We start from the raw sequence: 26,383 nt of genomic DNA, 5'->3' as shown, positions 1-26,383 counted from the left end.
CGTTCCCAGCGTGTTTTCTGATGTTTTCCGATGGTTGACGGGGAGATCCGACTTTGATGCACACCGACCTCGTGGCTGCGCTCGACATCGGCGGCACCAAGATCGCCGGCGCGCTGGTGGACCGTGAGGGCCGGATCCTGGTCCGCGCCCAGCAGCCGACCCCCGCGCAGGAGGACGGGGAGACCGTGATGGGCGCCGTCGGAGCGGTGATCGGCGACCTCACCTCGTCCCCCCTCTGGGAGCGGGCGGGTGCGGTCGGCATCGGCAGCGCGGGACCCGTCGACGCCTCCGCCGGCACGGTGAGCCCGGTCAACGTGCCCGGCTGGCGTGACTACCCGCTGGTCGCCCGGGTGCGGGACGCGGCCGGGGGCCTGCCCGTCGAACTGATCGGCGACGGGGTGGCCATCACCGCGGCCGAGCACTGGCAGGGCGCCGCCCGGGGCCACGACAACGCGCTGTGCATGGTCGTCTCCACGGGCGTCGGCGGCGGGCTGGTGCTGGGCGGGCGGCTGCACCCGGGCCCCACCGGCAACGCCGGGCACATCGGCCACATCAGCGTCGACCTCGACGGCGACCCGTGCCCGTGCGGTGCGCGGGGCTGCGTGGAGCGGATCGCGAGCGGGCCCAACATCGCCCGGCGCGCGCTCGACAACGGCTGGCGGCCCGGACCGGACGGCGACACCTCCGCCGCCGCGGTGGCCGCCGCGGCCCGCGCCGGCGACCCGGTCGCCGTGGCCTCCTTCGAGCGGGCGGCGCGCGCCCTGGCCGCGGGCATCGCGGCCACCGCGACACTCGTCGAGATCGACATCGCGGTGATCGGGGGCGGCGTGGGCAAGGCCGGCGAGGTCCTCTTCGCGCCGTTGCGGCAGGCGCTCACCGAGTTCGCCACCCTGTCCTTCGTGCGGCGTCTCGTGGTGACACCGGCGCAGACCGGCACCGACGCCGGCCTGGTGGGAGCCGCCGCGGCGGCTCTGTTCAGCAGGACCGGCCAGGCGGTCGCGGGGGTGTGAGAGCTCCCGCCGGGGACTCGCCGCAAGCGGGGCGTGACCCGGGGGCGGGTTCCGCAGTTGAGCCGGGCATGAAGAAGCGCAGCATGCTCGCCATCGCCTCCCTCGCCACCGGATTCGTCGTCGCGGCCGTCACCCCGTCGCACGCGCTCGCCGACACCGCCCTCGGCACGCTCGACGTCGAGGACACGCTCAGCACCCTCGACCGCACGGTCGCCGAGAACAACACGCTGGAGCTGGACATCGACCGGGACGGCAAGGACTGACGGGCCCCGACACACCACGCGACGGCGCCGGCCCCCGACGAAGGGGGGCCGGCGCCGCCGCATGCCGGCCACGCGCCCGCGCGGGGACCGACCGTCCGCGCGGGGACCGCCGGCCCGTGCCCGGGACCGCCCGCGCCGGGACGACCCGCATGCGCCAGGATCGCCCGCCCGCGCCGGGGGACCCCGGCCTCCGGCGGACGGCTCACCCCCCACGGGCCCGCGGCACAACGGTGTCCCTTCGTGTTCAGCAGCGCCTACGCACCCGTCACCGCCGCACCTCGGCCCTCCGGCCGGCCGTGACGACGGTGAGGAGGGGGAACGCGATGAGCAACGCGACCGCGACGAGGGATCCGCTCGCCCAGAGCGGTCCGAGAACCCCGGCTCCGGTGGAGAGCGTGGCCGCACCCACCACGGGGCCGATCACGGCGCCCACGTTGAGCGCCGCCGCCGCGTACGAACCGGCCATCGTGGGAGCTCCGGCAGCCTCGTGGAGGACGCGCGTGATCAGTGTGCCGCCCAGCGCGAACGACAGCGCGCCCTGCACGAACACGAGCGTCAACAGGGCCACCGGCTCATGGGCCAGCATCGCCGCGGCCGGCCAGCCGGCGAGCAGCAACGGGCCGGCGCACGCGATGACAGGTCCGGGACTCCGGTCGGACAGCCGGCCGGCGACGGTGACGCCCACGAAGGAACCGGCACCGAAGAGCACCAGGGCGACGGGGACCCACGACTCGGCCAGCCCGGCGCCGTCGGTCACCACGGGGGCGAGAAAGGTGAGGCCGGCGAAGGTCGCCGCGTTCACCAGCGCCCCGAGCAGCATCACCAGGACCAACCGAGGCCGGGCGAGCTGGGCGAGCTCCGCCCGCAGCGTCGGCCTGCCGGTCGCCCCGGCCGCACCGTGTCCTGCCGGGACGCCTTTCAGGATGCCGAGAGCGGCGGGCAGACAGAGGACGGCGACGGCCCAGAAGGTGGTGCGCCAGCCGAACGCCGAACCGAGCAGCGAGCCGCCGGGGACGCCGGCGATCGTGGCCACCGTCGTGCCGGAGAGCAGCACGGCCAGCGCGCGTCCTTTCCTGTCGGGTGGGACCAGCCGCGCCGCAGCCGTCACGGCGACGGCGAGGAACCCCGCGTTCGCCGACGCGGCGAGCAGTCGGGTGGCGAACAGGACGGCGAAACTGGTCGTGACGGCGCCCACGGCGTGAGCCGCCGCGAAGACGACGACGAACCCCAGGAGGGCCGGGCGCCCGGGCCGGTCGCGGGCCAGGGTGGCCATGACGGGGGCGCCGACGACCATGCCGATCGCGAACGCCGAGGTGAGCGCGCCCGCTGTCCCGACAGAGACGTCGTGGTCCGAGGCGATGTCCGGCAGGAGGCCGGCGAGCATGAACTCCGAGGTGCCCATGGCGAAGACCGCCAGGGCAAGCAGGTACAGCGGGAGAGGCATCGAGTGGCTCCGAGGCGAGGAGAGGCACGAGAAGGTCATCTCGTCACCGCGGCCAACCCCGACCGCGCACGCGTCCCACCGCGGAAGGCGGTGTGACGACGGGGCTACGAGCTCAGGGGCGCAGGGGGCCGGCGGCGTGACCGCAAGCCCCCACCCTGTCCGACTCAGGACTCGACATGCCCCGCACGCTACCCGACGGGTGCCGGGCGGAGCACGCCGGTTCCGACGGGTGTGGAGCGCGGGCAGACCGGGGCGGGAGGTTCCGGGTGTGGAGGGTGTGTACGGCGAGGTAACGGTCCGGATGGAGGTGCGGATCGTGGAGTATCTGCGGAGGGTCCGGGAGAAGGAAGTAGTGGGGGCAGGGCTGTGGACTCCGGCGTTTCCCACGCCTCTCCCGGTGGATCGGTGCAGGATGCTCCGCCGCTGTTCAGCCGCCTACTGTCTGGGAGTTTGAATGATCGTCTGGATCAACGGGGCGTACGGTGCGGGGAAGACCTCCACCGCGCGCGAACTGATCGAGCTGATCCCGAACAGCACGCTCTTCGACCCCGAGGTCATCGGCGGAGCGCTGGACCAGCTGCTTCCGCCCAAGCGCCTCGCCGAGGCCGGTGACTTCCAGGACCTCCCGATCTGGCGGCGCCTCGTGATCGACACGGCGGCCGCGATGCTCGCCGAGCTGGGCGGCACCCTCGTGGTCCCCATGACCCTGCTGCGCCAGGAGTACCGGGACGAGATCTTCGGCGGACTCGCCGCCCGCCGGATACCGGTCCGGCACGTCCTGCTGGCCCCGGCGGAAACGATCCTGCGTGAGCGCATAGCCGACCGGGAGGTCCCGGCGGACCTCCCCGACGGGGAGATGCGCGTCCGGCAATGGTCGTACGACCACATCGAGCCGTTCAAGGCCGCCCTGGCCGCCTGGCTGACCGCCGACGCCTATCCCGTCGACAGCGGGGCGCTCACCCCGCGCGACACCGCCCGCCGCATCGCCGAGGCGGTCGCCGGCGGGGAGGTGCCCGCCTGCGACATCGTGCAGACGCCCGAGCCCGCCGCCGAGACGGTGGCCGCCGGGGTGCTGCTCTTCGACGAACACGACCGGGTGCTGCTCGTCGACCCGACCTACAAGGCGGGCTGGGAGTTCCCCGGCGGGGTCGTGGAACGCGGTGAGGCGCCCGCCCGGGCCGGTATGCGCGAGGTCACCGAGGAGACCGGCCTGCGCCTCGACGACGTGCCGACGCTCCTCGTCGTCGACTGGGAGCCGCCCCGGCCCCCCGCCTTCGGCGGGCTGCGCCTGCTGTTCGACGGCGGACGTCTGGACTCCGCCGACGCCGAGCGGCTGCGGCTGCCCGGCCCGGAACTGCGCGCCTGGCGCTTCGCGACCGAGGCCGAGGCCGCCGACCTCCTGCCCCCGGTCCGCTACGAACGCCTCCGCCGAGCCCTGCGCGCCCGCGAACGCGGCCGCGCCATGTACCTGGAAGGCGGGGTGCCGGTGGGATGAGGGGAGCCGGGTGACGGTCCCGGGGTCTGCCCACGCGGGTGGCCTCAGCGGTCGGTCTCCCGCTGAGCCGCTTCCGTCATCGCCCGCAGCTCGCGTGCCGCGTTCGTGAGGACCGGGTCGCCGTGACCGAAGCACGCCACCGCCGTGTCGAGCGCCGCCAGGCGGCGGCAGGAGGCGAGGAGTCGCTGGCGGTCGAGGTTGAAGACGCCCGGGATCACCGTGCCGTCGGCCGGCGACACCGCCACCGTGTCCCCGGTGAACAGCACGCCGTGCCGGGGCAGATGGAGCGCGATGCTGCCGTGGGTGTGGCCCGGGACGTGCTGCACCTGGGCGCCGCCGGCCAGGTCGAGGACGTCACCGTCCGCCAACTCCGTCACGGACGACGGGCGTTCGTAGTCGTCCGGCGGCAGCAGCGACAACGCCCGCCGGTGCAGAGGGAGTTCCCAGTCCTCCAGGACCGGTGGCGGACCAGGTGCGTCTTCGCGGACGTGGGGCGCGTCCAGGCGGTGGGCCAGTACCTCCGCGCCGGTGAGCGCCGCGACCTCCGCCGCACCGCCCGCGTGGTCCTCGTGGAAGTGGGTCAGGACGATCCGCCGTACGTCCTCGGGGCGCGTGCCCAGGGCCGTCACCGCTTCGACGATCCGCGCGCCGGATCCCGCCGGACCGGCGTCGACCAGCGTCAGTTCGTCCGGGCCTCCGTCCCGGCGGTCACGCCAGAGGTAGGCCTGGCCGACCGGGAAGCGCAGCATCAGCAGACGGCCGGGGAGCAGTTCGACGACGTCCATGGCATCGACCGTAGGGCAGAGCCTCCGCCGGAGGAGGAGGCTCTGCCGACGGCAGAAGGGCAGCGGGGCGGAACGACCCGGCCGGACGCCTCAGTTGGTCCCGGCCGCGTAGTTGCGCAGGAACAGCGCCTCCGCGACCGACAGCCGCTCCAGCTCGTCGGGCGACACGCTCTCGTTCACCGCGTGGATCTGCGCCTCCGGCTCGCTCAGGCCGGTCAGCAGGATCTCCGCGTTCGGGTAGAGCCCGGCGAGCGTGTTGCACAGCGGGATCGAGCCGCCCTGTCCGGCGTACTGCATCTCCTGGCCGGGGTACGCGACCGCCATCGCGTCGGACATGGCCTGGTAGGCCGGGCTGGCCGGGTCGGCGCGGAAGGCCTGCCCCTGGCCGATCTGCTCGGTGCTCACCCGGGCGCCCCACGGGGTGTGCGACTCGATGTGCGTGCGCAGCAGTTCCGTCGCCTTCGCCGCGTCCACGCCCGGCGGCACCCGCAGGCTGATCAGCGCCCGGGCACTCGCCTGCACGGACGGCGTGGCACCGACCACCGGCGGGCAGTCGATGCCGAGCACGGTCACCGCCGGGCGGGCCCAGATGCGGTCGGCGACCGTACCGGAACCGATCAGCTCCACACCGTCGAGCACCTTGGCGTCCGTGCGGAACTGCTCCTCGTCGTACTGCAGTCCCTCCCACGCGCTGTCGCCGGACAGCCCGTCCACGGTGGTGCTGCCGTCCTCGGCGCGCAGCGAGTCCAGCACCCGCACCAGCGCGGCCAGCGCGTCGGGCGCGGCCCCGCCGAACTGGCCGGAGTGCAGGTTGCCCTCGAGGGTGTCGACCCGCACCCGCACCATGGTCATGCCGCGCAGTGTGGTGGTGACCGTCGGCAGGCCGACGCGGAAGTTGCCCGCGTCGCCGATCACGACGGCGTCGGCGCTGAGCAGGTCGGGGTGCTCCTCGGCGTACCGCTCCAGGCCGCCGGTGCCCTGCTCCTCCGAGCCCTCGACGATCACCTTGACGTTCACCGGCACGCCGCCGTTCGCCTTCAGGGCGCGCAGCGCCAGCAGGTGCATGATGACCCCGCCCTTGCAGTCGGCGGCCCCGCGGCCGTACCAGCGGCCGTCGCGCTCGGTCAGCTCGAACGGCGGGGTGGCCCAGCCGGACTCGTCCAGCGGCGGCTGCACGTCGTAATGCGCGTAGAGCAGCACGGTCCGCGCGCCCTCGGGGCCGGGCAGGTAGCCGTAGACCGACTGGGTGCCGTCCGGGGTGTCGAGCAGGGCCACGTCCTGGAAGCCCTCGGCGGTCAGCGCGCCGGCGATCCAGCGGGCGGCGCCCTCGCTCTCCTCACGCGGGAACTGGTCGAAGTCCGCCACCGACTTGAAGGCCACCAGTTCGGCGAGCTCCTCCTTCGCCCTGGGCATCAGTGAGGCGACGGTCACGACGACCGGATTCGGCGACATGGGCACGCTCCTTGTGGGTGCGACGTTGTGCAGGTGCGTACTTCTCGGTACGCGATGATCGTGTGGTGTGCGTGAGTGGCCCGTGTACGGGGCACTCACGTCGCCGATCCTCCCACAGCGGACCGTGACGACCGCCGCCGTAGGATGCGGGAGGACAGCAGCGGCAGGCGGCGTGGACGGAGCAGCAGACCATCGTGAGCAGCGAGAACTCTTCGGCGGACGACGTGCGGCAGGTGTGGGACGTCGTCGTGGTGGGCGCGGGACCCGCGGGGGCGTCCGCCGCCTACGCGGCGGCGGTCGCGGGGCGGCGCGTGCTGCTGCTGGAGAAGGCGGAGCTGCCCCGCTACAAAACGTGCGGCGGCGGCATCATCGGTCCCTCCCGGGACTCCCTGCCGCCCGGCTTCGAGCTGCCGCTCAAGGACCGGGTGCACGCCGTGACGTTCTCCAGCAACGGCCGCTTCACCCGGACCCGCCGCTCCCGGCAGATGCTCTTCGGGCTGATCAACCGCCCCGAGTTCGACCAGCAACTCGTCGAGCACGCGCAGAAGGCCGGGGCCGAGTTGCGCACCGGCGTCGCGGTGCAGCGCGTGGAGCAGCACGGCTCGGCCGTGCCGGACCGGCGCACGGTCGCGGTGGTCCTGCAGGGCGGCGAGACCGTGCTCGCGCGGGCCGTGGTCGGCGCGGACGGCAGCGCCGGCCGCATAGGAGCGCACGTCGGGGTGAAGCTCGACCAGGTCGACCTGGGCCTGGAGGCGGAGATCCCGGTGCCGGAGACGGTCGCCGAGGACTGGAAGGGCCGGGTGCTCATCGACTGGGGCCCCATGCCGGGCAGTTACGGCTGGGTCTTCCCCAAGGGCGACACCCTGACCGTGGGGGTCATCTCGCGGCGCGGTGAAGGCGCCGCGACCAAGCGCTACTTGGAGGACTTCATCGCGCGGCTCGGCCTGGCCGGCTTCGAACCGGCCATCTCCTCGGGGCACCTGACCCGCTGCCGCGCCGACGACTCGCCGCTGTCCCGCGGCAGGGTCCTGGTCTGCGGGGACGCGGCCGGGATGCTGGAGCCGTGGACCCGTGAAGGCATCTCCTTCGCGCTGCGCTCGGGCCGGCTGGCGGGGGAGTGGGCGGTGCGCATCGCCGAGGCGCACGACGCCGTGGACGCGCGCCGGCAGGCCCTGAACTACGCCTTCGCCGTCAAGGCGGGTCTCGGTGTGGAGATGAGCGTCGGCAAGCGGATGCTGGCGGCGTTCGAGCAGCGGCCCGGGGTGTTCCACGCGGTCCTCACCGGTTTCCGCCCGGCCTGGAAGGCGTTCAAGGACATCACCCAGGGCTCGACGACGCTCGGCGAGCTGGTCCGCACCCATCCGATGGCCCACCGTGCCCTGGTCGCGCTGGACCGGCGCCGGTCGGGCGGCGAGGTCAGTTCCGGACAGTGATCCGGAAGACCGGGTGGTCGGGGGCCGCCGCGATGAGTTCCTCGTCGGAGGACTTGGCGGTGACCCCCTTGAAGTACTGGTTGACCTCCCAGCCCCACTTCTCCAGGTAGGTGCGCAGCACCGCGAGCTTCTCCTCGTCGGGGATCTCGACGGCCGTGAAGACGCGGACCTTGCGGCCCACACGCAGTTCCCCGCCGCCGGCGGCCCGCATGTTGCGCACCCACTGGGAGTGTCCGCGCGCCGAGACCAGGTACTGCTCGCCCTCGTAGGTGTGCGGGTTGACCGGGATGCGCTGCATCTGGCCGCTCTTGCGGCCGCGGACGGAGAGCTCCGCGGAGCCGAGCAGGCTGAAGCCGTGGCGGGCCAGCCAGCCGACGACACGGTTGAACCGGACGGTGAGGGGGCTGCCGGCGCGGTAGTACGGCGTGGACGACGTCATCGTGACTCCTCAAGGACGGACGCGGCGGTGAGAGCGCCGCTCTGTTTTGTGAGCACCGCTCTCGCTTCGCCTTCAGTCTGCACGGCTTCGCGCGGCAAAGCAAGAGCAGTGCTCTCGTTTGTGTGCACCGCTCTGTTTTCGTGGAACACTGTCTCCATGACCAGCACCGCACACGGCGCCCGCGCGCGGGCCAGGATCGAGATCACCGCCGCCATCAAGGAGGAGGCGCGACGACGGCTCGCCGAGGAGGGCGCCGCCGAACTGTCCCTGCGGGCCGTGGCGAGAACGCTCGGCATGGCCTCCTCCGCGATCTACCGCTACTTCCCCAGCCGTGACGACCTGCTGACCGCTCTCATCATCGACGCCTACGACTCGCTGGGCGCGACCGCCGAAGCGGCGCGCGACGCCTCCGCGGGCGCCGCATCCGGCGAGCGCTGGACCACGGTGTGCGAGGCCATCCGCGCCTGGGCGCTCGCGCACCCGCACGAGTACGCGCTGATCTACGGCTCACCGGTGCCCGGCTACGCCGCGCCCGCCACCACCGTCCCGGCCGCCGCCCGCGTCGCCTACGCGCTCATCGACGTCGTCCGCGACGCCCATCGGGCCGGGGAGCTGGAGCTTCCCCCGCTCCCCGGGGAACTGGAGGCGGAGGCCGCGCGCATGGCGGCGGACGCCGTCCCCGACCTGCCGCCCGCGGTGGCACCCGCCTGTGTGGCCGTCTGGGCGCAGTTGCTCGGCCAGATCGGCTTCGAGGTGTTCGGTCAGTTCACCCGGGTCGTGGAGGAGCGGGACCTGTTCTTCCGCCACACCGTCGGCATCCTCGCCCGCACCGTCGGACTGCGGCCCACGGGGGCGGGGGCGGGAGAGGGCACCCGGAAACCCCGGTAGGCGGCCCCGCCCGCCCCGGCCGGACGTACTTCCGGGGGAGTACGTGTGATCACGCCGTCCGGCCGACGCCGCCGGGGGCGCCCGGCGTCTAGCGTGGCGGACATGGACGAGCAGCGTGCGCCCGGAACCGGGACGCCGGAACGGTGGCACCCCGGGCCGCCCCGGTGGTGGCGGCACGGCCCGCCCGGATGGAGCCGCCGCGCCGACGAGCGGGACCAGAACCTCGAGTCGGCGGGCCGCGCCCGCGTGCCGTGGCCCTCGACCCTGCTGATCACCGCCTTCGTGCTGATCGGCTCCGGCTTCGCCGACCACGCCCAGGCGGCCGGGCGGGTCGCCCTGGACCCGCTGGGACGGGTGCTGCTGTTCCTGTCGGGCGCGCTCCTGCTGTGGCGGTGGCGCCGGCCCGTCCCCGTGCTGTTCGGCACGGTGGCCACCGTCCTGGTGTACCTCGGCGCCGGCTACCCGTACGGACCGGTGTTCCTCACCGTCGCCGTGGCCTGCTTCACCGCCGTCGTCTCGGGGCGGCGGTACGCGGCCTGGGCGGCCATGGGAACCCTCTGGGCGGGGCACCTGCTCATCGCCCACGTGCTCTACCGCCGGCTGCCGCCGGCCGGCGACGGGGCGGGCTCCTGGAACGAGGAGATCATCGTCGCCACCTGGGTCGTCGCGCTCCTCGCGGTGTCCGAACTGGCCCGCACCCGCCGCGAACAGTGGGCGCGCGAACGGGCCGAGCGAGCCCGCGCGGAACGGCGGCGCGCCGACGCGGAACGGCTGCGGATCGCCCGGGAACTGCACGACGTCCTCGCCCACAGCATCTCCGTCATCAACGTGCAGGCCGGGGTCGGACTGGCGCTGCTGGACACCGACCCCGAGCAGGCGCGCAGCGCGCTCACCACCATCAGGGCCAAGAGCAAGGAGGCGCTCGGCGAGGTCCGTCAGGTGCTCGACACCCTGCGTGCCCCCGGCGCCGCCCCGCGCACCCCCGCACCCGGCCTGGACCGGCTGCCCGAACTGGTCGGCCAGGCCGCGAGCGCCGGTCTCACCGTCACCGTCGAAGGGGAGCCGCCGGCGCTGCCCCCCGGCACGGACCTGGCCGCCTTCCGCATCGTCCAGGAGGCCCTCACCAACGTCGTTCGGCACTCGGGCTCACGCGAGGCGCGCGTACGCGTCGGACACGGCGAGGGACGGCTGCGGCTGCTGGTCGACGACGACGGGCCCGCCACCGGCGCCGACGCGGGCGGCGGCGGGAACGGGCTGGCCGGGATGCGGGAGAGGGCTGCCGCGCTGGGTGGCACCATCGAGGCGGGCCCACGCCCGGACGGAGGGTTCCGGGTGCTCGCCGTGCTGCCGACCGAGGCCGAGGAGGACCGGTGATCCGCGTACTGCTCGCCGACGACCAGTCGCTGGTCCGGGCGGGGTTCCGCGCCCTGCTGGACGCCCAGCCGGACATCGAGGTGGCCGGGGAGGCGGCCGACGGCGAGGAGGCCGTGCGTCTGGTCCGCGATCTGCGGCCCGACGTGGTCCTGATGGACATCCGGATGCCCCTGCTGGACGGGCTGGCCGCGACCCGCCGGGTCACCGAGGACACGGACCTGGGCGAGGTGAAGGTGGTTGTGCTCACCACCTTCGAGCTCGACGAGTACGTCTTCGAGGCGATCCGCTCGGGCGCCTCCGGTTTCCTGGTGAAGGACACCGAGCCGGACGAACTGCTGCGCGCGGTGCGGGCCGTGATCGACGGGGACGCCCTCCTCTCACCCGGGGTGACGCGCCGGCTGATCGCCGAGTTCGCGGCCCGTTCCAAGGAACCGGCCGCCGCCGGCGCCCTGTCCGGGCTCACCGAACGGGAACGGGAGGTCATGGCGCTGGTCGGCCTCGGCCTGACCAACGAGGAGATCGCCCGGCGCCTGGTGGTCAGCCCGCTCACCGCCAAGACCCACGTCAGCCGCACCATGGTGAAGCTGGGCGCCCGCGACCGCGCCCAACTGGTCGTCCTGGCTTACGAGTCGGGGCTGGTACGGCCCGGCTGGCTGGGCTGAGCCGCCCGCCGGAACCGGATCAGGACGTACCCGGTCCGCACCGTGAACAGCGCCCCGGCGAGCACGGCGCCCCCGCGCGCCAGCAGTGTCTCGACCGCCCCCGGCAGGCTGAACAGCAGGGCTGGACCGGCCACCGCGCCGTACACGACCGCCGCCGCGAACGCCGCGCTGCACAGCGCGTACCCGGTCTCCACGGGTCACCGCGTCCCGTTCCGCCTGGCTACGGCGCCCGCCCCCGCCCGCCTCACGTCCCCCGTCGTCACGCATGCCGGAAGAAACAGCCGCACGGCCGGCGGACAAGCGGGCGTTCAGACGACCGCGGACGTCTCCCGCCACAGCGCGGCGACCGCGGGGTCGCCCGACACCTTGGGCATCGGCAGCCGGTTCCACAGCGAGAGGTACAGCTCGGCGGCCGGACCGGACACCTCGCACTCGGCGTCCCCGGCCGCGTCCCGCGTCGTCACCGGCGGTTCCGGGGACAGCCGTACGGTCCACACCGCGTCGGCGTCCGTCGCCCGCACCCGCAGGACACGGGGCTCCGGGGTGCGGACCCGGCTCCTGCGGCGCGCGTGGAAGCCGCGCAGCAACTCGTCCACGCCGTCCACCGCGAACCCGGTGTCGAAGAGTGCCGGCCGGCCGCCGCGGGCCGCCTCGGCGTCGTACCGGTGGACGGCTGTCTCGTGCGCCTGGCGGCGGGCCCAGAACGTGAGCGGGGAGAGGGCCCCGGGCAGGAAGGTGTAGCACTCGACGTCGGGCGCCGCCCCGGCGAGCGTGTCGAGGAGGCGGCGGTGTCCGGCGCGGTACCAGGCGACCAGTTCCGGGCCGTCAAGGTCCGGTTCCTCACCCATCGGGCGGGGCGTGGTGCACGCGTCCGCGACGAAGGCCGTCGCCCACCGGTGCACCACGCCGGTGTGCCGCAGCAGGTCCCGGACCCGCCAGTCCGGGCAGGCCGGGACGGGCGCGTCCGGTCCGGCCTGCTCCGCGGCGTCGGCCAGCGACCGGCCCTCGTCCTCCACCATGTTCAGGTACCAGGCAGTCTCCATGGCCGGGAGTCTGCCGCACCGACGGACCGCGTGGTGATCCTTTTCCGTGGCGCGCTACGGCAGCGGCGTGCCGCCCGTCGCGTTGACGATCTCGGCGGTGATGTACGACGCCTCCTGCGAGGCGAGGAAGACGTACGCCGGGGCCATCTCGGCGGGCTGGGCCGGACGCCCGATCGGGGCCTGCTTGCCGAACTCGGCGGTGTCCGGCAGCGTCGCCGGGATCAGCGGCGTCCACACCGGGCCCGGCGCCACGGCGTTGACCCGGATGCCGCGCTCGATCAGCATCTGCGCCAGCCCCTGGGTGAACGTGACGATGGCGCCCTTGGTGGTCGCGTAGTCCAGCAGGTGCGGGCTCGGCTTGTAGGCTTGCACGGACGCCGAGTTGATGATGCTGCCGCCCTCCCGCATGTGCGGCACGGCCATCTTGCACAGCCAGAACATGCCGTAGAGGTTGGTCCGCACCACCCGGTCGAACTGCTCGGTGGTGATCGCCTCGATGCCGTCCGGCTGCGACATCTGGTAGGCGGCGTTGTTCACCAGGATGTCGATGCCGTCGAACTCGGAGACCGCGCGGTCGATCAGCGCCCGGCAGTTCTCCTCCTCCCGGATGTCGCAGGAGACGGCCACGGCACGCCGGCCGGCCTCCTCGACCCACCGCGCGGTCTCGTCCGCCTCGTCCTTCTCGCTGTCCAGATAGGTGAACAGCACGTCGGCGCCCTCGCGGGCGAACGCCAGGGCCACAGCGCGGCCGATGCCCGAGTCCCCGCCCGTGATCACGGCCTTACGGCCGGCCAGCCGCCCGCTGCCCCGGTAGGAGTCCTCACCGTGGTCCGGCGGCGGGTCCATGGGGCCGGTCCAGCCCGGATGCGGCTGGTCCTGGGACGGGAAGTCGGGGGTGGGGTGCTGGTCGACGGGGTTCTGCTGCTCGTTCACGTTCTCTCCCGGATCCACGCGGTGGTCGCTGCCGGCGCCGCCCACACGGGCGGGCGGACGCCGACGACCGGGTACCCCGACACCGGCCCTCGATCCACCCCGGCCCGCCGACGGACCCGCCGCGGGGAGGGCCGTCTCCTCAGTCCGTGTTCACACCGCGCGTGACGAAGCCGATGGTGGTGGCCACCGCCGCCAGCACCGCCACACTGGTGAGGGCCGCCGGGAGGCTGAACCAGTCCGCCATGAAACCAATGGCGGGCGGGCCGAGGAGCATCCCGCCGTAGCCCAGTGTGGAGGCGGTCGCCACCCCGGTGGGGCCGGCCAGCGCGCCCGCCCGCTCGACGGCCACGGGGAAGAGGTTGGCGAGACCGAGCCCGGTGACCGCGTAGCCCAGCAGGGCCGCCCACAGGGACGGCGCGAGCGCGCCCAGCAGCATGCCGGCCGCCGCCGTGGAGCCGCCCGCGAGGATGGTGCGGGTCCGGCCGAGCCGTTCCAGCAGCGCGGTGCCGCTCAGCCGCCCCACGGTCATGGCGAGCGCGAAGCACAGGTAGCCGACGGCCGCCGCGCCCGGCGAGGCGTCGAGGTCCTCTTCGAGATGGAGCGCTCCCCAGTCGGCCAGCGCCCCCTCCCCGTAGGCGGTGCAGAGCGCGATGAGGCCGAAGACGACGACCAGGGCCCGGGTGCGGCGGTCCCGCCGGGGCGCGGCGCCCTTCGCGGGCCGTCCCCCGTCGGCCGGGGTCAGCGGCTCGCACCGCATCAGCGCCCGCCCCGCCACCGCCGTCACCAGCAGGGCGATCACGGCGAGCCCCGTGAGGTGCGGGGTGGGGGAGAGGGAGCCGGCGACCAGCGCGCCCAGCCCCGCGCCGACCATGCCGCCCAGGCTGAACGCGGCGTGGAAGCTGGGCATGATGGGGCGCCGCAGGACGGCCACCAGATCGACGGCAGCGCTGTTGAAGGCGACGTTGATACCGCCGTAGGCCGCGCCGAACACCAGCAGGACGGTGCCGAGCGCGAGCGCGGAGTGCGTCAGCGGCGGCAGGGCGACGCTGACACTGAGCAGCACCGCGCAGACCACGGTGACGAGGTGACTGCCGTACCGGCGGCACAGCCTGCCGGTCAGCGTCATGGTGATCACGGCCCCGGCGGACACCCCCAGCAGGGCGAGGCCCAGGGCACTCGCGGACGCCCCGGTCTGCTCCTTGATGGCGGGGATGCGCACCACCCAGCCGGCGAAGACGAAGCCGTCCAGGGCGAAGAACGCGGTCAGGGCGAGTCGGAGTCGGACGAGGTCGGTACCCGGCACGGCACTGTGCGAACGGGTTTTGTTTATCAGCGGCACAAAAGCAGGCTAGGTGGCGGCGTCCCCCGGGGCAAGAAGCCGCCGCGACGGGCAGAAGACCGGCAGAAGGCGGGCGCGCACCGCCGGAGGGGTGGCGGGGGTAACCCGTGTGATCGTCCCGGATGGTGGGACCGCACGACATGACTGAGCGTGGATCACGCCGGAGACCGGGAGATCCGTGCTGACGCGGAGTCAGCTGCCCGGCCTTCAGCGGAAGGACTCTCAGATGCGCTCTGCCCGCATGGTGCTCGCCACCGCAACGGCCACGGCGGCTCTCGCCATCGCCGCCCCCGCGGCCTACGCCGACCACGGCGGCGACGAGGGCCACGACAAGTCTTCCTACAGCAAGGAGTACGACAAGGAGAGCAAGCACGACGAGGGGAACAAGCACGACAAGCCGCACGGCGGGGTGCACACCGGTGGCGGCGCCCTGACCACGGTGAGCGGCGACGACTGGGGCACCGCCAAGGACCCGAAGTACGACCCCGAGACCTACAAGGACAAGGGGGACTCCGAGAGCGAGGACTCCTGGAGCGGCAAGCAGGACAAGGAGTGGAAGCACGAGAAGCCGCGCGGCGGCATGCACACCGGCGGCGGCGGTCTCGCCTCGCAGCCCGGTGTCACCGCGGGCGGCCTGGCGGCGCTCGCGGCCCTCGGCGCCGGCGCCTTCGCGCTGCGCCGCAAGAAGGCCTCCGGGGACATGGCCTGAGCCATGCCCGGCGTCATAGCGGCCGGGGCCGTCCCCGGCGACCCGCGCGTCACGACGGCCCCGCCCGCCCCCTCGCCTGACGACCCTTCTGCCGTACCCCCCCCGCAGTGCCCGATTGAGGTGGTTCCCCCGATGCCGGCCAGTCCTCCCACTCCCGACCGTACCGACCCGGCGTCGCCGATGAGGCGACGACTGCGCGCCGTCATGACCGCGGTCTTCTGGGGCGGCGCCGGCCTGCTGCTGGCCACCACGCTGATGGGCGGCGGCGAGGACCCGCCCGACGACGCCCACGGACCGCACGCCTCCCGCGCGGCCGCGACCGCACCGTCCGCCGGGACGTCCACCGGGCCGGCCGAGAGCGGACCCGCTCCCTCGGAGTCGCCCGCCAAACAGCTGCCGCGGGCCAGGCCGACCCGGCTGCAGATCCCGTCCATCGGCGTCGACGCCCCCTTCACCGCGCTCGCGATCAACAGCAAGGGGCAGCTCGAACCACCGCCGGCCCACAACACCAACCTCGTCGGCTGGTACGCCAAGGGCGTCTCGCCGGGTGAACTCGGCACGGCGATCGTCGCCGGGCACGTGGACACCGCCACCTCCGCCGCCGTCTTCGCGCGCCTCGGCGAACTGGAGAAGGGCGACCGCTTCCGCGTGCAGCGCGCCGACGGCACCACGGCCACCTTCGCCGTCGACGAGACGGAGTCCTTCGCCAAGGACGACTTCCCCGACGAGCGTGTGTACGCCGACACCCCCGACGCGCAGGTCCGGCTCATCACCTGCGCCGGCGACTACGACCGCACCGCCAAGGACTACACCGAGAACCTGGTGGTCTTCGCCCACCTCGTCTGAGAGCGACGCCCGGGACGCCGTCCGCGTCCCGGGCCCGGCACCGGGGAGTCCGCCGTCGTCCGACGGCTCAGGCGCTCTCGCCGGGTGCCGGCGGGCGGCGGCGGGGCAGCACCTTGCGGAGCAGCGGCCAGGCGAGCAGGAGCGACACGACGGCGTACACCGTCACCGAGAACGGCGTGTCGACCAGACCACCGACGCTTCCGTCGCTGATCTGCAGCGCGCGGCGGAGCTGCTGCTCGGCGGCCGGTCCGAGGATGACACCGATGACGGCGGGCAGCACCGGCAGGCCGTAGCGCCGCATGCCGAACCCGATGAGCCCGACGACCAGCAGCAGCACCAGGTCGATCACCTCACCGCCGACCGCGTACGCGCCCACCGCCGCGAAGAACATGATCCCGGCGTACAGGTACGGCCGCGGGACGCGCAGCAGCTTCGCCCACACCGGGGCGAGCGGCAGGTTCAGCGCCAGCAGCAGCACCATGCCGACGAACAGCGAGGCGATCAGGCCCCACACCAGGTCGGGCTCGCGCTCGAACAACAACGGGCCCGGCTGGATGCCGTACTGCTGGAACGCGGCCAGCATGACCGCCGCCACCGCCGTGGTCGGCAGGCCCAGCGTCAGCATCGACACCAGCGTGCCCGCCGCCGAGGCGGACGCCGCCGACTCCGGCCCCGCCACCCCCTCGATGGCGCCCTTGCCCCACTCGTCCTTGTGCTTCGACAGCCGCTTCTCCGTCACGTACGACAGGAAGGTCGGGATCTCCGCGCCGCCCGCCGGGATCGCGCCGAACGGGAAGCCGATGAACGGTCCGCGCGCCCAGGACTTCCAGGTGCGCCGCAGATCCGCGCGGCCCAGCCACGGCCGGCCCACCGGGATCGGGTCCGGTGGCCTGCGCCGCAGATGGGCCGCCACCCACAGCGCCTCACCGATCGCGAACAGACCCACCGCGACGATCACCACGTCCACGCCGTCGGCCAGTTGCAGCGAACCGAAGGTCAGCCGCTGCTGTCCGGTCATCTGGTCCAGGCCCACCAGGCCGATCGTCAGGCCGATCAGCAGCGAGGCCAGCCCCCGGATCCGCGACGAGCCGAGGACCGAGGTCACGGCGATGAACGCCAGCACCATGATGGCGAAGTAGTCCGGGGCGCCGATGTCCACCGCCAGGTCGGCGACCGTCGGCGCCAGCGCCACGAGCAGGACCGTCCCCACCATGCCGCCCGCGAAGTGGCCGATGGCGGCGGCCGCGAGGGCCTGCGCGCCGCGCCCCGACTTCGCCATCGGGTTGCCCTCCATGGCGGCGACCACGGCCGCGCTCTCACCGGGCGTGTTCAGCAGGATCGAGGTCGTCGACCCGCCGAACATCGCGCCGTAGTAGATCCCCGCGAACATGATGAACGCGCCGGTCGGCTCCAGTCCGTACGTCACCGGCAGCAGCAGGGCCACGGCCATCGCCGGGCCGATGCCGGGCAGGACGCCGATGGCCGTGCCCAGCAGCACGCCGACCGCCGCCCAGAGCAGGTTGAGCGGGGTGAGGGCCGTACCGAAGCCGTCCAGGAGGGAGTTGAGGGCGTTCACGTCACAGCACTCCCATCAGCGGACCGCCGGGCAGCGGCACTCCGAGCAACTTGTCGAACACGGCGTAGGTGAACAGCGAGAGCAGCGCCGCGATCAGCGGGTCACGGTCCGCCCTGCGACTGCCCAGCGCGAAGGCTGCGCCCCAGAAGAGCAGGGCGCCCGCGGCGGGGAAACCGAGCGGCTCGATGAGGACGGCGGAGCCGAGGAAAACCCCGGAGAGCAGCAGCACGGTGCGCCAGTCGGCGGGCTCGGACAGATCGACGTCCTCACCGGCCTCCGCCTGGCCCCGGCCGCCGCGCAGCACGTCGACGGTGAGGAGGGCGGCGACGACGACCAGTCCGAGGCCGACGACGACGGGCACGGTCCTCGGCCCCACGGGGCCGCGCTGGGTGATGTCGACGTCCATGGTGAGGGCGTCGGTGAGGACGAGGACGCCGAGGGCCAGGAGGAGGACGCCGACGCCCAGTTCGGAGTGGTCGCGGAGCCAGGCCCGGAAGGTGGGGGAGGTGTCGGGGGTGTCGGGGGTGCCTGTTGTCATGGGGGTGGCGGGGGTTCGGGGGGATCCGGGGGTGTCGGGGGCCGAGGGGTCCGGGGGCGTGGGGGGTGTCGTCACAGGCCGAGCTCCTTCAGTACCGAGACCACGCGCTCGTCCTCGGCGGCGAGGAACGCGCCGAACTCGTCGCCGGTCAGGAACGCGTCGTCCCAGCCGTTGCGCTCCATCGACTCCTGCCACTCCGTCGAGTCGTGCAGCTCCTCCAGCAGCCGGACGAGCTTGCCGCGTTCGGCGTCGGTGAGGCCGGGCGGGGCGACGACGCCCCGCCAGTTCGTGAACTCCACGTCGTAGCCCGACTCCTTGAGCGTGGGCGCGTCGAGGCCCGGTACGCGCTCGGGCCCGGTCACCGCGAGCAGGCGCAGTTCGCCGGCCTCGATCTGGTCGCGGTACTCGCCGACCCCGGAGACGCCGAAGGCGACCTTGTTGCCGAGGATCGAGGCGAGCAGTTCGCCTCCGCCGTCGAAGGGGATGTAGTTGACGTCCTTGGGCGGGACCCCCGCCGCCTGTGCCATCAGCATCGGGGCCAGATGGTCGGGGCCGCCGGGGGAGGAGCCGCCGCCCACCGGCAGCCGGCCGGGGTTCTCCTTCCAGGCCCCGATCAGGTCGTCGACGGTCCGGTACGGGGAGTCCTTCGCCACCACCACCACGTCCTGCTCCTCGGTGAGCCGGGCGATGGGCGTGGTGTCCGCGAGGGTGCGGGGCGCGTCGTTGGAGCGGACCGCGCCGACCACGCCGAGCCCCATCGACATCGCCAGCTTGCCGTTGCCGCGCTCGCCGACCAAGCGGGTCAGGCCGACCGTGCCGCCGGCCCCGGGCAGGTTGAACACCTCCACGGAGCGGGTGAGTCCGGCGTCCTCGGCGTTCTTCGCGGCCGTACGCGCGGTGATGTCGTAACCGCCGCCCGGCGTGTTGGGGACCATGAGGCGCAGGCCCGGGATGTGGGTGCCGCTGTCGGTGCCGCCGCCGGTCGTGAGCAGCGGGGGGCCCACGAGGACGAGCAGGGCGGCCCCGAACAGGGCGAGGGGTGTGCGCAGGCGCACGAGTGCCACCACCTGTCGGTCGGGTCGTCTGGACGCACGTCGGACCCCTGGGGAGGGGAGGGTGACGCGGGCCACATGGTGCCCGGGCGAGGGCGGGCTGTCGCGGTTACGGAAGCAATGGAGGTTGTGGTCGTTGTGTCAACGGGGCGGGTGGTGCCGTGCAGGAGTTCGGCAGCTCTCGCGCAGATCCCTTTGCCGCGTCGAGGGCGGGCGTCATGATGGCGGGATGCGGGACGGGGAGGGGACGGCCGACACCATCGCGGTGCTCGTGGTCGACGACGACTTCCGGGTGGCGCGGGTGCACCGGGCGTACGTCGAACGGGTCGACGGATTCCGGGTGGTGGGTGTCGCCGGCAGCGGGGAGCAGGCCGTCGCCGCGGTGGACGGGCTGCGTCCCGATCTCGTGCTGCTCGATCTGTATCTGCCCGACGTGTTCGGTCTCGACGTCATCCCCCGGCTGCGCGCCGCCGGGCACGACTGCGACGTCATGGTCATCAGCGCCGCCCGGGAGGCGGACGCGGTGCGCGGCGCGGTGCGGCACGGCGTCGTCGACTACCTGTTGAAGCCCTTCGACTTCGGGGACCTGCGGGGACGGCTCGAGCGGTACGCCGTCCAGCGGGGGCGGATGCGGGACACGGTGGTACGCGGGCAGGCGGACGTCGACCGGGTGCTGGCTGGGGCGGCGGCGACGCCCGTCTCGCCGGTGCTGCCCAAGGGGATGAGTGCGGAGACCGCCGGGCTGATCGAGCGGACGCTGCGGGAGGCGGACGGGAGTCTCTCGGCGAGTGGGTGCGCGGAGCTGACCGGGGTGTCGCGCGTGAGCGCGCGACGGTATCTGGAGCACTTCCACTCGGTGGGGCTGGCGGAGGTGTCGTTGCGGTACGGGGCCACGGGGCGGCCCGAGCGGCGGTACCGGTGGCTGGTGCCGGGGGTCCGGCCGGCAGAGGTGCGATCGGGGGCGTCCCGGGTGCGGGGCGGAGCCTAGGGCCGGCGCTTGCCCCGCACGGGCCGGGCACCGGGTTCAGCCGCGCCGCGGGCCCCGGGGGAACGACGCCGGGAAGCGGGACGACGCCACCGCCAGTGCCGTCGCGGCGCTCGCCACGCCCAGGACCGCGCCCGCCGCCACGTCCCCCGGATAGTGCACCCCCGTATGGATGCGCGAGTACCCCACCGCCCCCGCCAACGCGCCCAGCGGCACCGACGCGGCCGGCAGCACCGTGCCGACCGCCGTCGCGAAGGCGACCGCCGACGCCGTGTGCCCGGAAGGGAACGACGCCGACATGGGCATGGGGACGTGCCGGTCCACCGTCACCCGGGCCGCCTCACGGTCCGGGCGGTCCCGCCGTACCAGCCGCTTGCCCAGCAGGTTCGCCGACGCCGAGGCCACCGCTACGGCCCCGACGCCGGCGAGCGCCGCACGGCGTGGGCGGGAGCCCGCGAGGGCCAGCGCGCCGGCGACGGCGAACGAGATCTTGGAGTGGTCGGCCGCGTGGGAGAGCCGGCGCAGCGCGCGGTCGAGGGTCGGCGTCGGGGTGGCGGCGACCGCCGCGTACAGGGCGCCGTCCACCGCTCTGAGGTCGCTCAGCACCGCCGAGGCGACCCTGCGCAGGCCGTCGGCGGGGGTTACGGATCTCGTGACGTTACGGTCGGTCGGCGGCTCGCTCATCTGTCCCTCCCGCGGTGACATCGTCGAGTGGCGTACCCGCCACCGTGGGGCGGGACGCACCGGGTGCCCACGGTACGCAAGATCCACGCGGAGGACCCGCCCACCCCGCCCTGTCGGCGGTTCAGGCAGCCCGGAACGTCCGCAGCCGCAGCGAGTTGCCCACCACGAACACCGAGGAGAACGCCATGGCCGCGCCCGCGATCATCGGGTTGAGCAGCCCGGCCGCCGCGAGCGGCAACGCGGCGACGTTGTAGGCGAACGCCCAGAACAGGTTGGAGCGGATGGTGGCGAGCGTGCGGCGGGCGAGCCGGACGGCGTCCGCCGCGGCCCGCAGGTCTCCCCGGACCAGGGTGAGGTCGCCCGCCTCGATCGCCGCGTCCGTGCCGGTGCCCATCGCCAGGCCCAGGTCGGCCTGGGCGAGGGCCGCCGCGTCGTTGACGCCGTCGCCGACCATGGCGACCGAACGCCCCTCGGACTGGAAGCGCGTGACGACGTCCACCTTGTCCTGGGGCAGCACCTCCGCGAACACGTCGTCGGGTGCGATGCCCACCTCGTGGGCCACGGACCGGGCCACCGCCTCGTTGTCGCCCGTCAGGAGGACCGGGCGCAGCCCGAGGGCGCGCAGGCGTCGTACCGCCTCGGGGCTTGTCTCCTTGACGGTGTCGGCGATCTCCAGCACGGCGCGGACCTCGCCGTCCCAGGCGGCCAGGACGGCGGTGCGGCCGGCCGCCTCCGCCCGGTCGAGGGCGCGGTGCAGGATCGCGGGGACGGTCAGGGACCGGTCGGCCATGAGCCGGGGGCGGCCGATCAGGACCGCGTGGCCCTCGACGACGCCCTGGGCGCCCAGCCCGGGGACGGCGGCGAAGTCCTCCGGGGCGGGCAGGTTGCCCAGTTTCTCCCGTGCGGCCTCGGCGACGGCACGGGCGATCGGGTGTTCCGAGGTGTGCTCGACCGCGCCCGCGAGCCGCAGGACGTCCGTCGCGTCGGTGCCCTCGGCGGGGTGGACGGCCAGGAGGCTCATACGGCCCGTGGTCACGGTGCCGGTCTTGTCGAGGACCACCGTGTCGATCCGACGGGTGGACTCCAGCACCTCCGGCCCCTTGATGAGGATCCCGAGCTGGGCGCCGCGTCCGGTACCGACCATCAGCGCGGTCGGGGTGGCGAGGCCGAGCGCGCAGGGGCAGGCGATGATCAGGACGGCCACGGCGGCGGTGAACGCGGCCGTGGCCCCGGCGCCGTTGCCGATCCAGAAGCCGAGCGTGGCCAGGGCGAGCGCGATGACCACGGGGACGAAGACCGCGGAGATCCGGTCGGCGAGCCGCTGGGCGGACGCCTTGCCGTTCTGCGCGTCCTCGACGAGCCGCGCCATGCGGGCGAGTTGCGTGTCCGCGCCGACCCGCGTGGCCTCCACCACGAGACGGCCGCCGGCGTTGACCGTGGCGCCGGTGACCTGGTCGCCGCTCGTGACTTCGACGGGCACGGATTCCCCCGTGAGCATCGACGCGTCCACCGCAGAGGACCCCTCGACGACGGTGCCGTCGGTCGCGATCTTCTCGCCCGGGCGGACCAGGAAGCGGTCGCCGACCGCCAGTGCGGTGACGGGACGCCTCTCCTCCCGGCCGTCCCGGAGGAGGACGGTGACGTCCTTCGCGCCCAGTTCCAGCAGTGCCCGCAGGGCGGCTCCGGCCCTGCGCTTGGCGCGCGCCTCGAAGTAGCGGCCGGCCAGGATGAACGCCGTGACGCCCGCCGCTGCCTCCAGGTAGAGGTTCCCGGCGCCGTCCGAGCGGGCCACGGTGAACTCGAAGGGGTGCGTCATGCCCGGCGTGCCGGCGGTGCCGAGGAAGAGGGCCCACAGCGACCACAGGAACGCGGCGGACGTGCCGACCGAGATCAGCGTGTCCATGGTGGCCGCGCCGTGGCGGGCGTTGGTGAGGGCGGCCCGGTGGAACGGCCAGGCCGCGTACGTCACGACCGGCGCCGCGAGCGTCAGCGACAGCCACTGCCAGTACTCGAACTGCAGGGCCGGGACCATCGCCATCGCGATCACCGGCACCGACAGCACGACCGCCGTGATCAACCGCTCGCGCAGCGGCCGGAGTTCGTCCGGTCCGTCGGCGGGGGGTTCCTGGTCGGGCGCGGGTTCGCGGGCGGTGTACCCGGTGGCCTCGACCGTGGCGATCAGGTCGGGGACGGTCACCCCGTCGTCGTAGGAGACCCGGGCCTTCTCGGTGGCGTAGTTGACCGTGGCGGCGACGCCCTCCATCCGGTTGAGCTTCTTCTCGATCCGCGCGGCGCACGAGGCGCACGTCATGCCCCCGATGGAGAGTTCCACCTCGGCGGGGGCGGCGGTCGTGCGGACGGTCATGGCGTGGCTCCTTGCGCATACGGGGTGGGGGTATATGGCATGGTCGTCTGTATACCCCGGTAGGGTATCCAGTGCAAGGTACCCGTCAGCTTGACTTGGTACCCCCTGGGGGTATCGTGAGCTGTGTCGATCGGCTCGTGGTGGGTCACGGGCCGCAGTTTCAGGGGAGAGACGGCCATGAAAACCGGACTGAAGACCGCCACGTTCGCCGCCGCCCTGGCCGCCACATTCGGCACCGCCTACGGCGTGGGCCAGGCCTTCGACCCGGTGGTCGAGGACCGCCCGCAGGCCCACCAGGCGCGACACCCTTCGGGAGAGCCGGAACACGGGGGCGCGCACGCCGCCGTGGCGGCCGGCGGGCTGCAGATCTCCGAGGCCGGCTACACCCTCGATCTGGAGACCCCGGCCGTCACGGCCGGGCAGCGGGCCGAGCTGCGCTTCACCGTGCGCGACGCGGACGGCAGGCCCGTCACCGAGTACCGGCGCGAGCACGACAAGGAACTGCACCTCATCGTCGCCTCCCGCGACCTGGTGACCTACCGCCACCTTCACCCCGTGCGCGCCGCCGACGGCACCTGGAGCACGCGGACCGACCTGCCGCGCGCCGGCGGGTACCGGGTGTTCGCCGACTTCACCCCGGACCGGCAGGGCGCGGAGAACCTCACCCTCGGCGCCGACCTGGCCGCCTCAGGCCCCTACACGCCCCAGGACCTGCCGCAACCGGCCGCCACGGCCCACGTCGACGGCTACGACGTCGAGCTGACCGGGACGCTGCGGCCCGGCCGGGCCGGCGAACTGCGGCTGACCGTCTCCCGGGACGGCCGGCCGGTCACCGACCTCCAGCCCTACCTCGGCGCCTACGGCCACCTGGTCGCCCTGCGGGCCGGGGACCTCGCCTATCTGCACGTCCACCCCGAGGGCGCACCGGGCGACGGCAGCACCCAGCCCGGACCCCACGTGTCCTTCACCGCGACCGCGCCCAGCGGCGGCAGCTACCGCCTGTTCCTGGACTTCAAGCACGACGGAGTCGTCCGTACCGCCGCCTTCACCGTCGAGGCGGGCAAGGCCACCGCCGAGCAGCCCCGGCCGAGCACCTCACCCGGCCACGGAAACACGCCGGAACACTCCGACGGCCACGGCCACTGAACCTCAGCCCAGCGCCCGGTCCAGGTTGTACGCGGCGCTGATCAGGGCGAGGTGGGTGAACGCCTGCGGGAAGTTGCCCTGCTGGTTGCCGGTGTGGCCGATCTCCTCGGCGTACAGGCCCAGATGGTTGCCGTAGGTGAGCATCTTCTCGAAGGCCAGCCGGGCCTCGTCGAGCCGCCCGGCCCGGGTCAGCGCCTCGACGTACCAGAACGAGCAGATGGAGAACGTGCCCTCCTCGCCGTGCAGTCCGTCGGGGCTCACCTGCGGGTCGTAGCGGTAGACCAGCGAGTCCGAGACGAGCTCCCGCGTCAGACAGTCCAGCGTGGACAGCCACTTGGGGTCCTTCGGAGCGATGAACTTCGACATCGGCATCATCAGCAGCGCGGCGTCCAGCACCTCCCCGCCCTCGTGCTGGACGAACGCCTGCAGCTCGTCCGACCAGCAGTCGGTCATGATCCGCCGGTAGATCGCGTCCCGGCACTCCATCCAGCGCGGAAGGTCGGCGGGCAGACCGCGGCGGCGTGCCACCCGCACGCCGCGCTCGATCGCCACCCAGCACATCAGCCGCGAGTACAGGAAGTTCTTCCGCCCGCCGCGCGTCTCCCAGATGCCCTCGTCGGGCTGGTCCCAGTGCGCGCACACCCAGTCCACCAGCGCCGTCACGTGGTCCCACTGCTCGCTGGAGATCGGCTCGGCCCACTTGTCGTAGAGGTAGATCGAGTCGATCAGGGCGCCGTAGACGTCCAGTTGCAGCTGGTCGGCCGCCGCGTTGCCGACCCGGACCGGCGTGGAGCCGTGGTGGCCCTCCAGGTGGTCCAGCGTGCGCTCCGGCAGATCGGTGCGGCCGTCGATGCCGTACATGATCTGCAGCGGGCCCGACGGCTTGCCGTCGCCCGGGCTGATGTGCCGGGAGACGAACGCCATGAACGCCTCGGCCTCCTCGGTGAAGCCCAGCCGCAGCATGGCGTAGACGCAGAACGCCGCGTCGCGCACCCACATGTACCGGTAGTCCCAGTTGCGTTCGCCGCCGAACTCCTCCGGCAGGCTGGTGGTGGGCGCCGCGACGATCGCCCCGGTGGGCGCGTACGTGAGCAGCTTCAGGGTGAGGGCGGAGCGGTGCACCATCTCCCGCCAGCGTCCCCGGTAGCGGGAGGAGGACAGCCAGTCACGCCAGTAGCGCACCGTCGCGGCGAACTCCTCCTCCGCCTCCTTGTGCGCGCACCCGCGCGGCGCCAGCTCGTCGCCGAGCTGGTCCAGGGCGAACACGGTCGTCTCGCCCTCGGCGAGCTTGAAGTCCGCCCGTACGTCGGGTCCGTCCTGCTCCAGCGGGACGGTGGAGGTGAGGGCGAGGTCCAGCTCCTCGGACGCGAAGACCGCCACGTCCCCGGTGACGCGCACGGTGTGCGGCTGCGTCGCGTAGCCGAACCGGGGCGCCACGCGGGCGCGGAACGGCAGGGAGCCGCGGACGCACAGCACCCGCCGGATCAGCCGGTGCCGGCCCTCCTCGACGGAGTCGCCGGACACGGGCATGAAGTCCTGCACCTCACCCACGCCGTCCTCGGTGTAGTACCGGGTGATCAGCACGTTGGTGTCGGGGAAGTAGAACTGTTTGGTGCGGGCCGGCACGGCCGCCGCCAGTTCGAAGCAGCCGCCCCGGTCGGCGTCCAGGAGCGCGGCGAACACACTCGGGGCGTCGAAGCACGGGACGCAGTACCAGTCGATGGTGCCGTCGGTCGCCACCAGTGCCACGCTGCGCAGATCGCCGATCAGCCCGTGATCGGCGATGGGCATGTACCGCCGGGCTCCGGATCCGTCGCTCTGCTGGGCCGTCGTCCCGTCCATCGCAGCCTCCTCGGCCGGCGCACGTGCTCCCACCAGCTTAGGCAGCCCACGGCCGACGGGGCCCGCCCGGCGATGGCCGG

At 73.6% G+C, this 26,383-nt stretch carries 24 protein-coding genes and 1 pseudogene; 11 read left to right on the top strand and 14 right to left on the bottom strand.

What is annotated here, in order from left to right; all coding sequences use genetic code 11:
* Window positions 1–56: 56 nt before the first annotated feature.
* Both ACIF8S_RS15710 and ACIF8S_RS15705 read left to right on the top strand, forming a co-directional pair.
* Window positions 57–1,010 (top strand): ROK family protein, encoded by a 954-nt coding sequence (locus tag ACIF8S_RS15710; protein WP_399999677.1) that lies wholly within the window; start codon window positions 57–59, stop codon window positions 1,008–1,010.
* A 68-nt stretch (window positions 1,011–1,078) separates the two neighbouring features.
* Window positions 1,079–1,273: a hypothetical protein gene (locus tag ACIF8S_RS15705; protein WP_399999676.1), complete on the top strand. Its 195-nt coding sequence runs from the start codon at window positions 1,079–1,081 to the stop codon at window positions 1,271–1,273.
* A 265-nt stretch (window positions 1,274–1,538) separates the two neighbouring features.
* Here the strand turns inward: ACIF8S_RS15705 and ACIF8S_RS15700 are convergent, their stop codons facing one another.
* Window positions 1,539–2,717, bottom strand: a complete 1,179-nt coding sequence (locus tag ACIF8S_RS15700; protein WP_399999675.1) for a Cmx/CmrA family chloramphenicol efflux MFS transporter — start codon at window positions 2,715–2,717, stop codon at window positions 1,539–1,541.
* 454 nt (window positions 2,718–3,171) lie between these two features.
* On the opposite strand from ACIF8S_RS15700, the gene ACIF8S_RS15695 reads away from it, so the two are divergent.
* Complete coding sequence (locus ACIF8S_RS15695) at window positions 3,172–4,212, top strand: NUDIX domain-containing protein (protein WP_399999674.1); 1,041 nt, start codon at window positions 3,172–3,174, stop codon at window positions 4,210–4,212.
* Window positions 4,213–4,256: 44 nt separating this feature from the next.
* Here the strand turns inward: ACIF8S_RS15695 and ACIF8S_RS15690 are convergent, their stop codons facing one another.
* A complete protein-coding gene (locus ACIF8S_RS15690) occupies window positions 4,257–4,997 on the bottom strand; it encodes an MBL fold metallo-hydrolase (protein ID WP_399999673.1) in 741 nt (246 codons plus the stop codon).
* Between the two features lie 90 nt (window positions 4,998–5,087).
* Complete coding sequence (locus ACIF8S_RS15685) at window positions 5,088–6,449, bottom strand: dipeptidase (RefSeq protein WP_399999672.1); 1,362 nt, start codon at window positions 6,447–6,449, stop codon at window positions 5,088–5,090.
* A 194-nt stretch (window positions 6,450–6,643) separates the two neighbouring features.
* On the opposite strand from ACIF8S_RS15685, the gene ACIF8S_RS15680 reads away from it, so the two are divergent.
* Window positions 6,644–7,882 carry a geranylgeranyl reductase family protein gene (locus ACIF8S_RS15680; RefSeq protein WP_399999671.1) on the top strand — a complete coding sequence of 413 codons (1,239 nt, stop codon included), beginning with the start codon at window positions 6,644–6,646 and terminating at the stop codon, window positions 7,880–7,882.
* On the opposite strand, the gene ACIF8S_RS15675 is transcribed toward ACIF8S_RS15680, so the two are convergent.
* A complete protein-coding gene (locus ACIF8S_RS15675; protein WP_399999670.1) occupies window positions 7,866–8,321 on the bottom strand; it encodes a nitroreductase family deazaflavin-dependent oxidoreductase in 456 nt (151 codons plus the stop codon). The two genes, ACIF8S_RS15680 and ACIF8S_RS15675, sit on opposite strands and share 17 nt — an antisense overlap.
* A gap of 156 nt (window positions 8,322–8,477) precedes the next feature.
* Here ACIF8S_RS15675 and ACIF8S_RS15670 point away from each other — a divergent pair, with 156 nt between their 5' ends.
* The 3 genes from ACIF8S_RS15670 to ACIF8S_RS15660 all read left to right on the top strand — a co-directional run bounded on the left by ACIF8S_RS15670 (window position 8,478) and on the right by ACIF8S_RS15660 (window position 11,245).
* Entirely contained in the window at window positions 8,478–9,209 is a 732-nt protein-coding gene (locus ACIF8S_RS15670; RefSeq protein WP_399999669.1) for a TetR/AcrR family transcriptional regulator, read from the top strand.
* A 102-nt stretch (window positions 9,210–9,311) separates the two neighbouring features.
* Window positions 9,312–10,583: a sensor histidine kinase gene (locus ACIF8S_RS15665; RefSeq protein WP_399999668.1), complete on the top strand. Its 1,272-nt coding sequence runs from the start codon at window positions 9,312–9,314 to the stop codon at window positions 10,581–10,583.
* The gene (locus ACIF8S_RS15660; RefSeq protein WP_399999667.1) at window positions 10,580–11,245 is read left to right on the top strand and encodes a response regulator; all 666 of its coding nucleotides are present in this window, start codon (window positions 10,580–10,582) and stop codon (window positions 11,243–11,245) included. Before ACIF8S_RS15665 ends, ACIF8S_RS15660 begins: the two co-directional genes overlap by 4 nt.
* Here the strand turns inward: ACIF8S_RS15660 and ACIF8S_RS15655 are convergent.
* The 4 genes and pseudogenes from ACIF8S_RS15655 to ACIF8S_RS15640 all read right to left on the bottom strand — a co-directional run bounded on the left by ACIF8S_RS15655 (window position 11,206) and on the right by ACIF8S_RS15640 (window position 14,524).
* Window positions 11,206–11,512, bottom strand: a pseudogene (locus ACIF8S_RS15655) (DUF6332 family protein). The gene ACIF8S_RS15660 and the pseudogene ACIF8S_RS15655 sit on opposite strands and share 40 nt — an antisense overlap.
* Window positions 11,513–11,553: 41 nt before the next feature.
* Window positions 11,554–12,288, bottom strand: a complete 735-nt coding sequence (locus ACIF8S_RS15650) for a maleylpyruvate isomerase family mycothiol-dependent enzyme (RefSeq protein ID WP_399999666.1) — start codon at window positions 12,286–12,288, stop codon at window positions 11,554–11,556.
* 54 nt (window positions 12,289–12,342) lie between these two features.
* Window positions 12,343–13,221 (bottom strand): SDR family oxidoreductase, encoded by an 879-nt coding sequence (locus ACIF8S_RS15645; protein ID WP_399999665.1) that lies wholly within the window; start codon window positions 13,219–13,221, stop codon window positions 12,343–12,345.
* Window positions 13,222–13,360: 139 nt separating this feature from the next.
* Window positions 13,361–14,524, bottom strand: a complete 1,164-nt coding sequence (locus tag ACIF8S_RS15640; protein WP_399999664.1) for an MFS transporter — start codon at window positions 14,522–14,524, stop codon at window positions 13,361–13,363.
* 262 nt (window positions 14,525–14,786) lie between these two features.
* Here ACIF8S_RS15640 and ACIF8S_RS15635 point away from each other — a divergent pair, with 262 nt between their 5' ends.
* Both ACIF8S_RS15635 and ACIF8S_RS15630 read left to right on the top strand, forming a co-directional pair.
* Window positions 14,787–15,269, top strand: a complete 483-nt coding sequence (locus ACIF8S_RS15635; RefSeq protein ID WP_399999663.1) for a hypothetical protein — start codon at window positions 14,787–14,789, stop codon at window positions 15,267–15,269.
* A gap of 180 nt (window positions 15,270–15,449) precedes the next feature.
* The gene (locus tag ACIF8S_RS15630) at window positions 15,450–16,115 is read left to right on the top strand and encodes a class F sortase (RefSeq protein ID WP_349799447.1); all 666 of its coding nucleotides are present in this window, start codon (window positions 15,450–15,452) and stop codon (window positions 16,113–16,115) included.
* A gap of 67 nt (window positions 16,116–16,182) precedes the next feature.
* Here ACIF8S_RS15630 and ACIF8S_RS15625 read toward each other — a convergent pair whose 3' ends face one another.
* The 3 genes from ACIF8S_RS15625 to ACIF8S_RS15615 form a co-directional block, all read right to left on the bottom strand.
* Entirely contained in the window at window positions 16,183–17,691 is a 1,509-nt protein-coding gene (locus ACIF8S_RS15625; protein ID WP_399999662.1) for a tripartite tricarboxylate transporter permease, read from the bottom strand.
* A 1-nt stretch (window position 17,692) separates the two neighbouring features.
* Window positions 17,693–18,229 (bottom strand): tripartite tricarboxylate transporter TctB family protein, encoded by a 537-nt coding sequence (locus ACIF8S_RS15620; protein WP_399999661.1) that lies wholly within the window; start codon window positions 18,227–18,229, stop codon window positions 17,693–17,695.
* Window positions 18,230–18,300: 71 nt separating this feature from the next.
* Window positions 18,301–19,284 carry a Bug family tripartite tricarboxylate transporter substrate binding protein gene (locus tag ACIF8S_RS15615; protein ID WP_399999820.1) on the bottom strand — a complete coding sequence of 328 codons (984 nt, stop codon included), beginning with the start codon at window positions 19,282–19,284 and terminating at the stop codon, window positions 18,301–18,303.
* 226 nt (window positions 19,285–19,510) lie between these two features.
* On the opposite strand from ACIF8S_RS15615, the gene ACIF8S_RS15610 reads away from it, so the two are divergent.
* Window positions 19,511–20,269, top strand: a complete 759-nt coding sequence (locus ACIF8S_RS15610; protein ID WP_399999660.1) for a response regulator — start codon at window positions 19,511–19,513, stop codon at window positions 20,267–20,269.
* Between the two features lie 36 nt (window positions 20,270–20,305).
* Here ACIF8S_RS15610 and ACIF8S_RS15605 read toward each other — a convergent pair whose 3' ends face one another.
* Both ACIF8S_RS15605 and ACIF8S_RS15600 read right to left on the bottom strand, forming a co-directional pair.
* The gene (locus ACIF8S_RS15605) at window positions 20,306–20,950 is read right to left on the bottom strand and encodes a phosphatase PAP2 family protein (RefSeq protein ID WP_349799439.1); all 645 of its coding nucleotides are present in this window, start codon (window positions 20,948–20,950) and stop codon (window positions 20,306–20,308) included.
* A 121-nt stretch (window positions 20,951–21,071) separates the two neighbouring features.
* Window positions 21,072–23,315, bottom strand: a complete 2,244-nt coding sequence (locus ACIF8S_RS15600; RefSeq protein ID WP_399999659.1) for a heavy metal translocating P-type ATPase — start codon at window positions 23,313–23,315, stop codon at window positions 21,072–21,074.
* A 177-nt stretch (window positions 23,316–23,492) separates the two neighbouring features.
* Between ACIF8S_RS15600 and ACIF8S_RS15595 the strand changes: the two genes are divergently transcribed.
* A complete protein-coding gene (locus ACIF8S_RS15595) occupies window positions 23,493–24,461 on the top strand; it encodes a hypothetical protein (protein ID WP_399999658.1) in 969 nt (322 codons plus the stop codon).
* A gap of 3 nt (window positions 24,462–24,464) precedes the next feature.
* Here the strand turns inward: ACIF8S_RS15595 and ACIF8S_RS15590 are convergent, their stop codons facing one another.
* Window positions 24,465–26,303 (bottom strand): glycoside hydrolase family 15 protein, encoded by a 1,839-nt coding sequence (locus ACIF8S_RS15590; protein ID WP_399999657.1) that lies wholly within the window; start codon window positions 26,301–26,303, stop codon window positions 24,465–24,467.
* Window positions 26,304–26,383 lie beyond the last annotated feature (80 nt).

Source organism: Streptomyces sp. NPDC085937, assembly GCF_044540535.1.
Taxonomy (GTDB): Bacteria; Actinomycetota; Actinomycetes; order Streptomycetales; family Streptomycetaceae; genus Streptomyces.
Note: the sequence above shows the minus strand (reverse complement) of the source record. Positions and strands in the feature narration are given on the sequence as shown.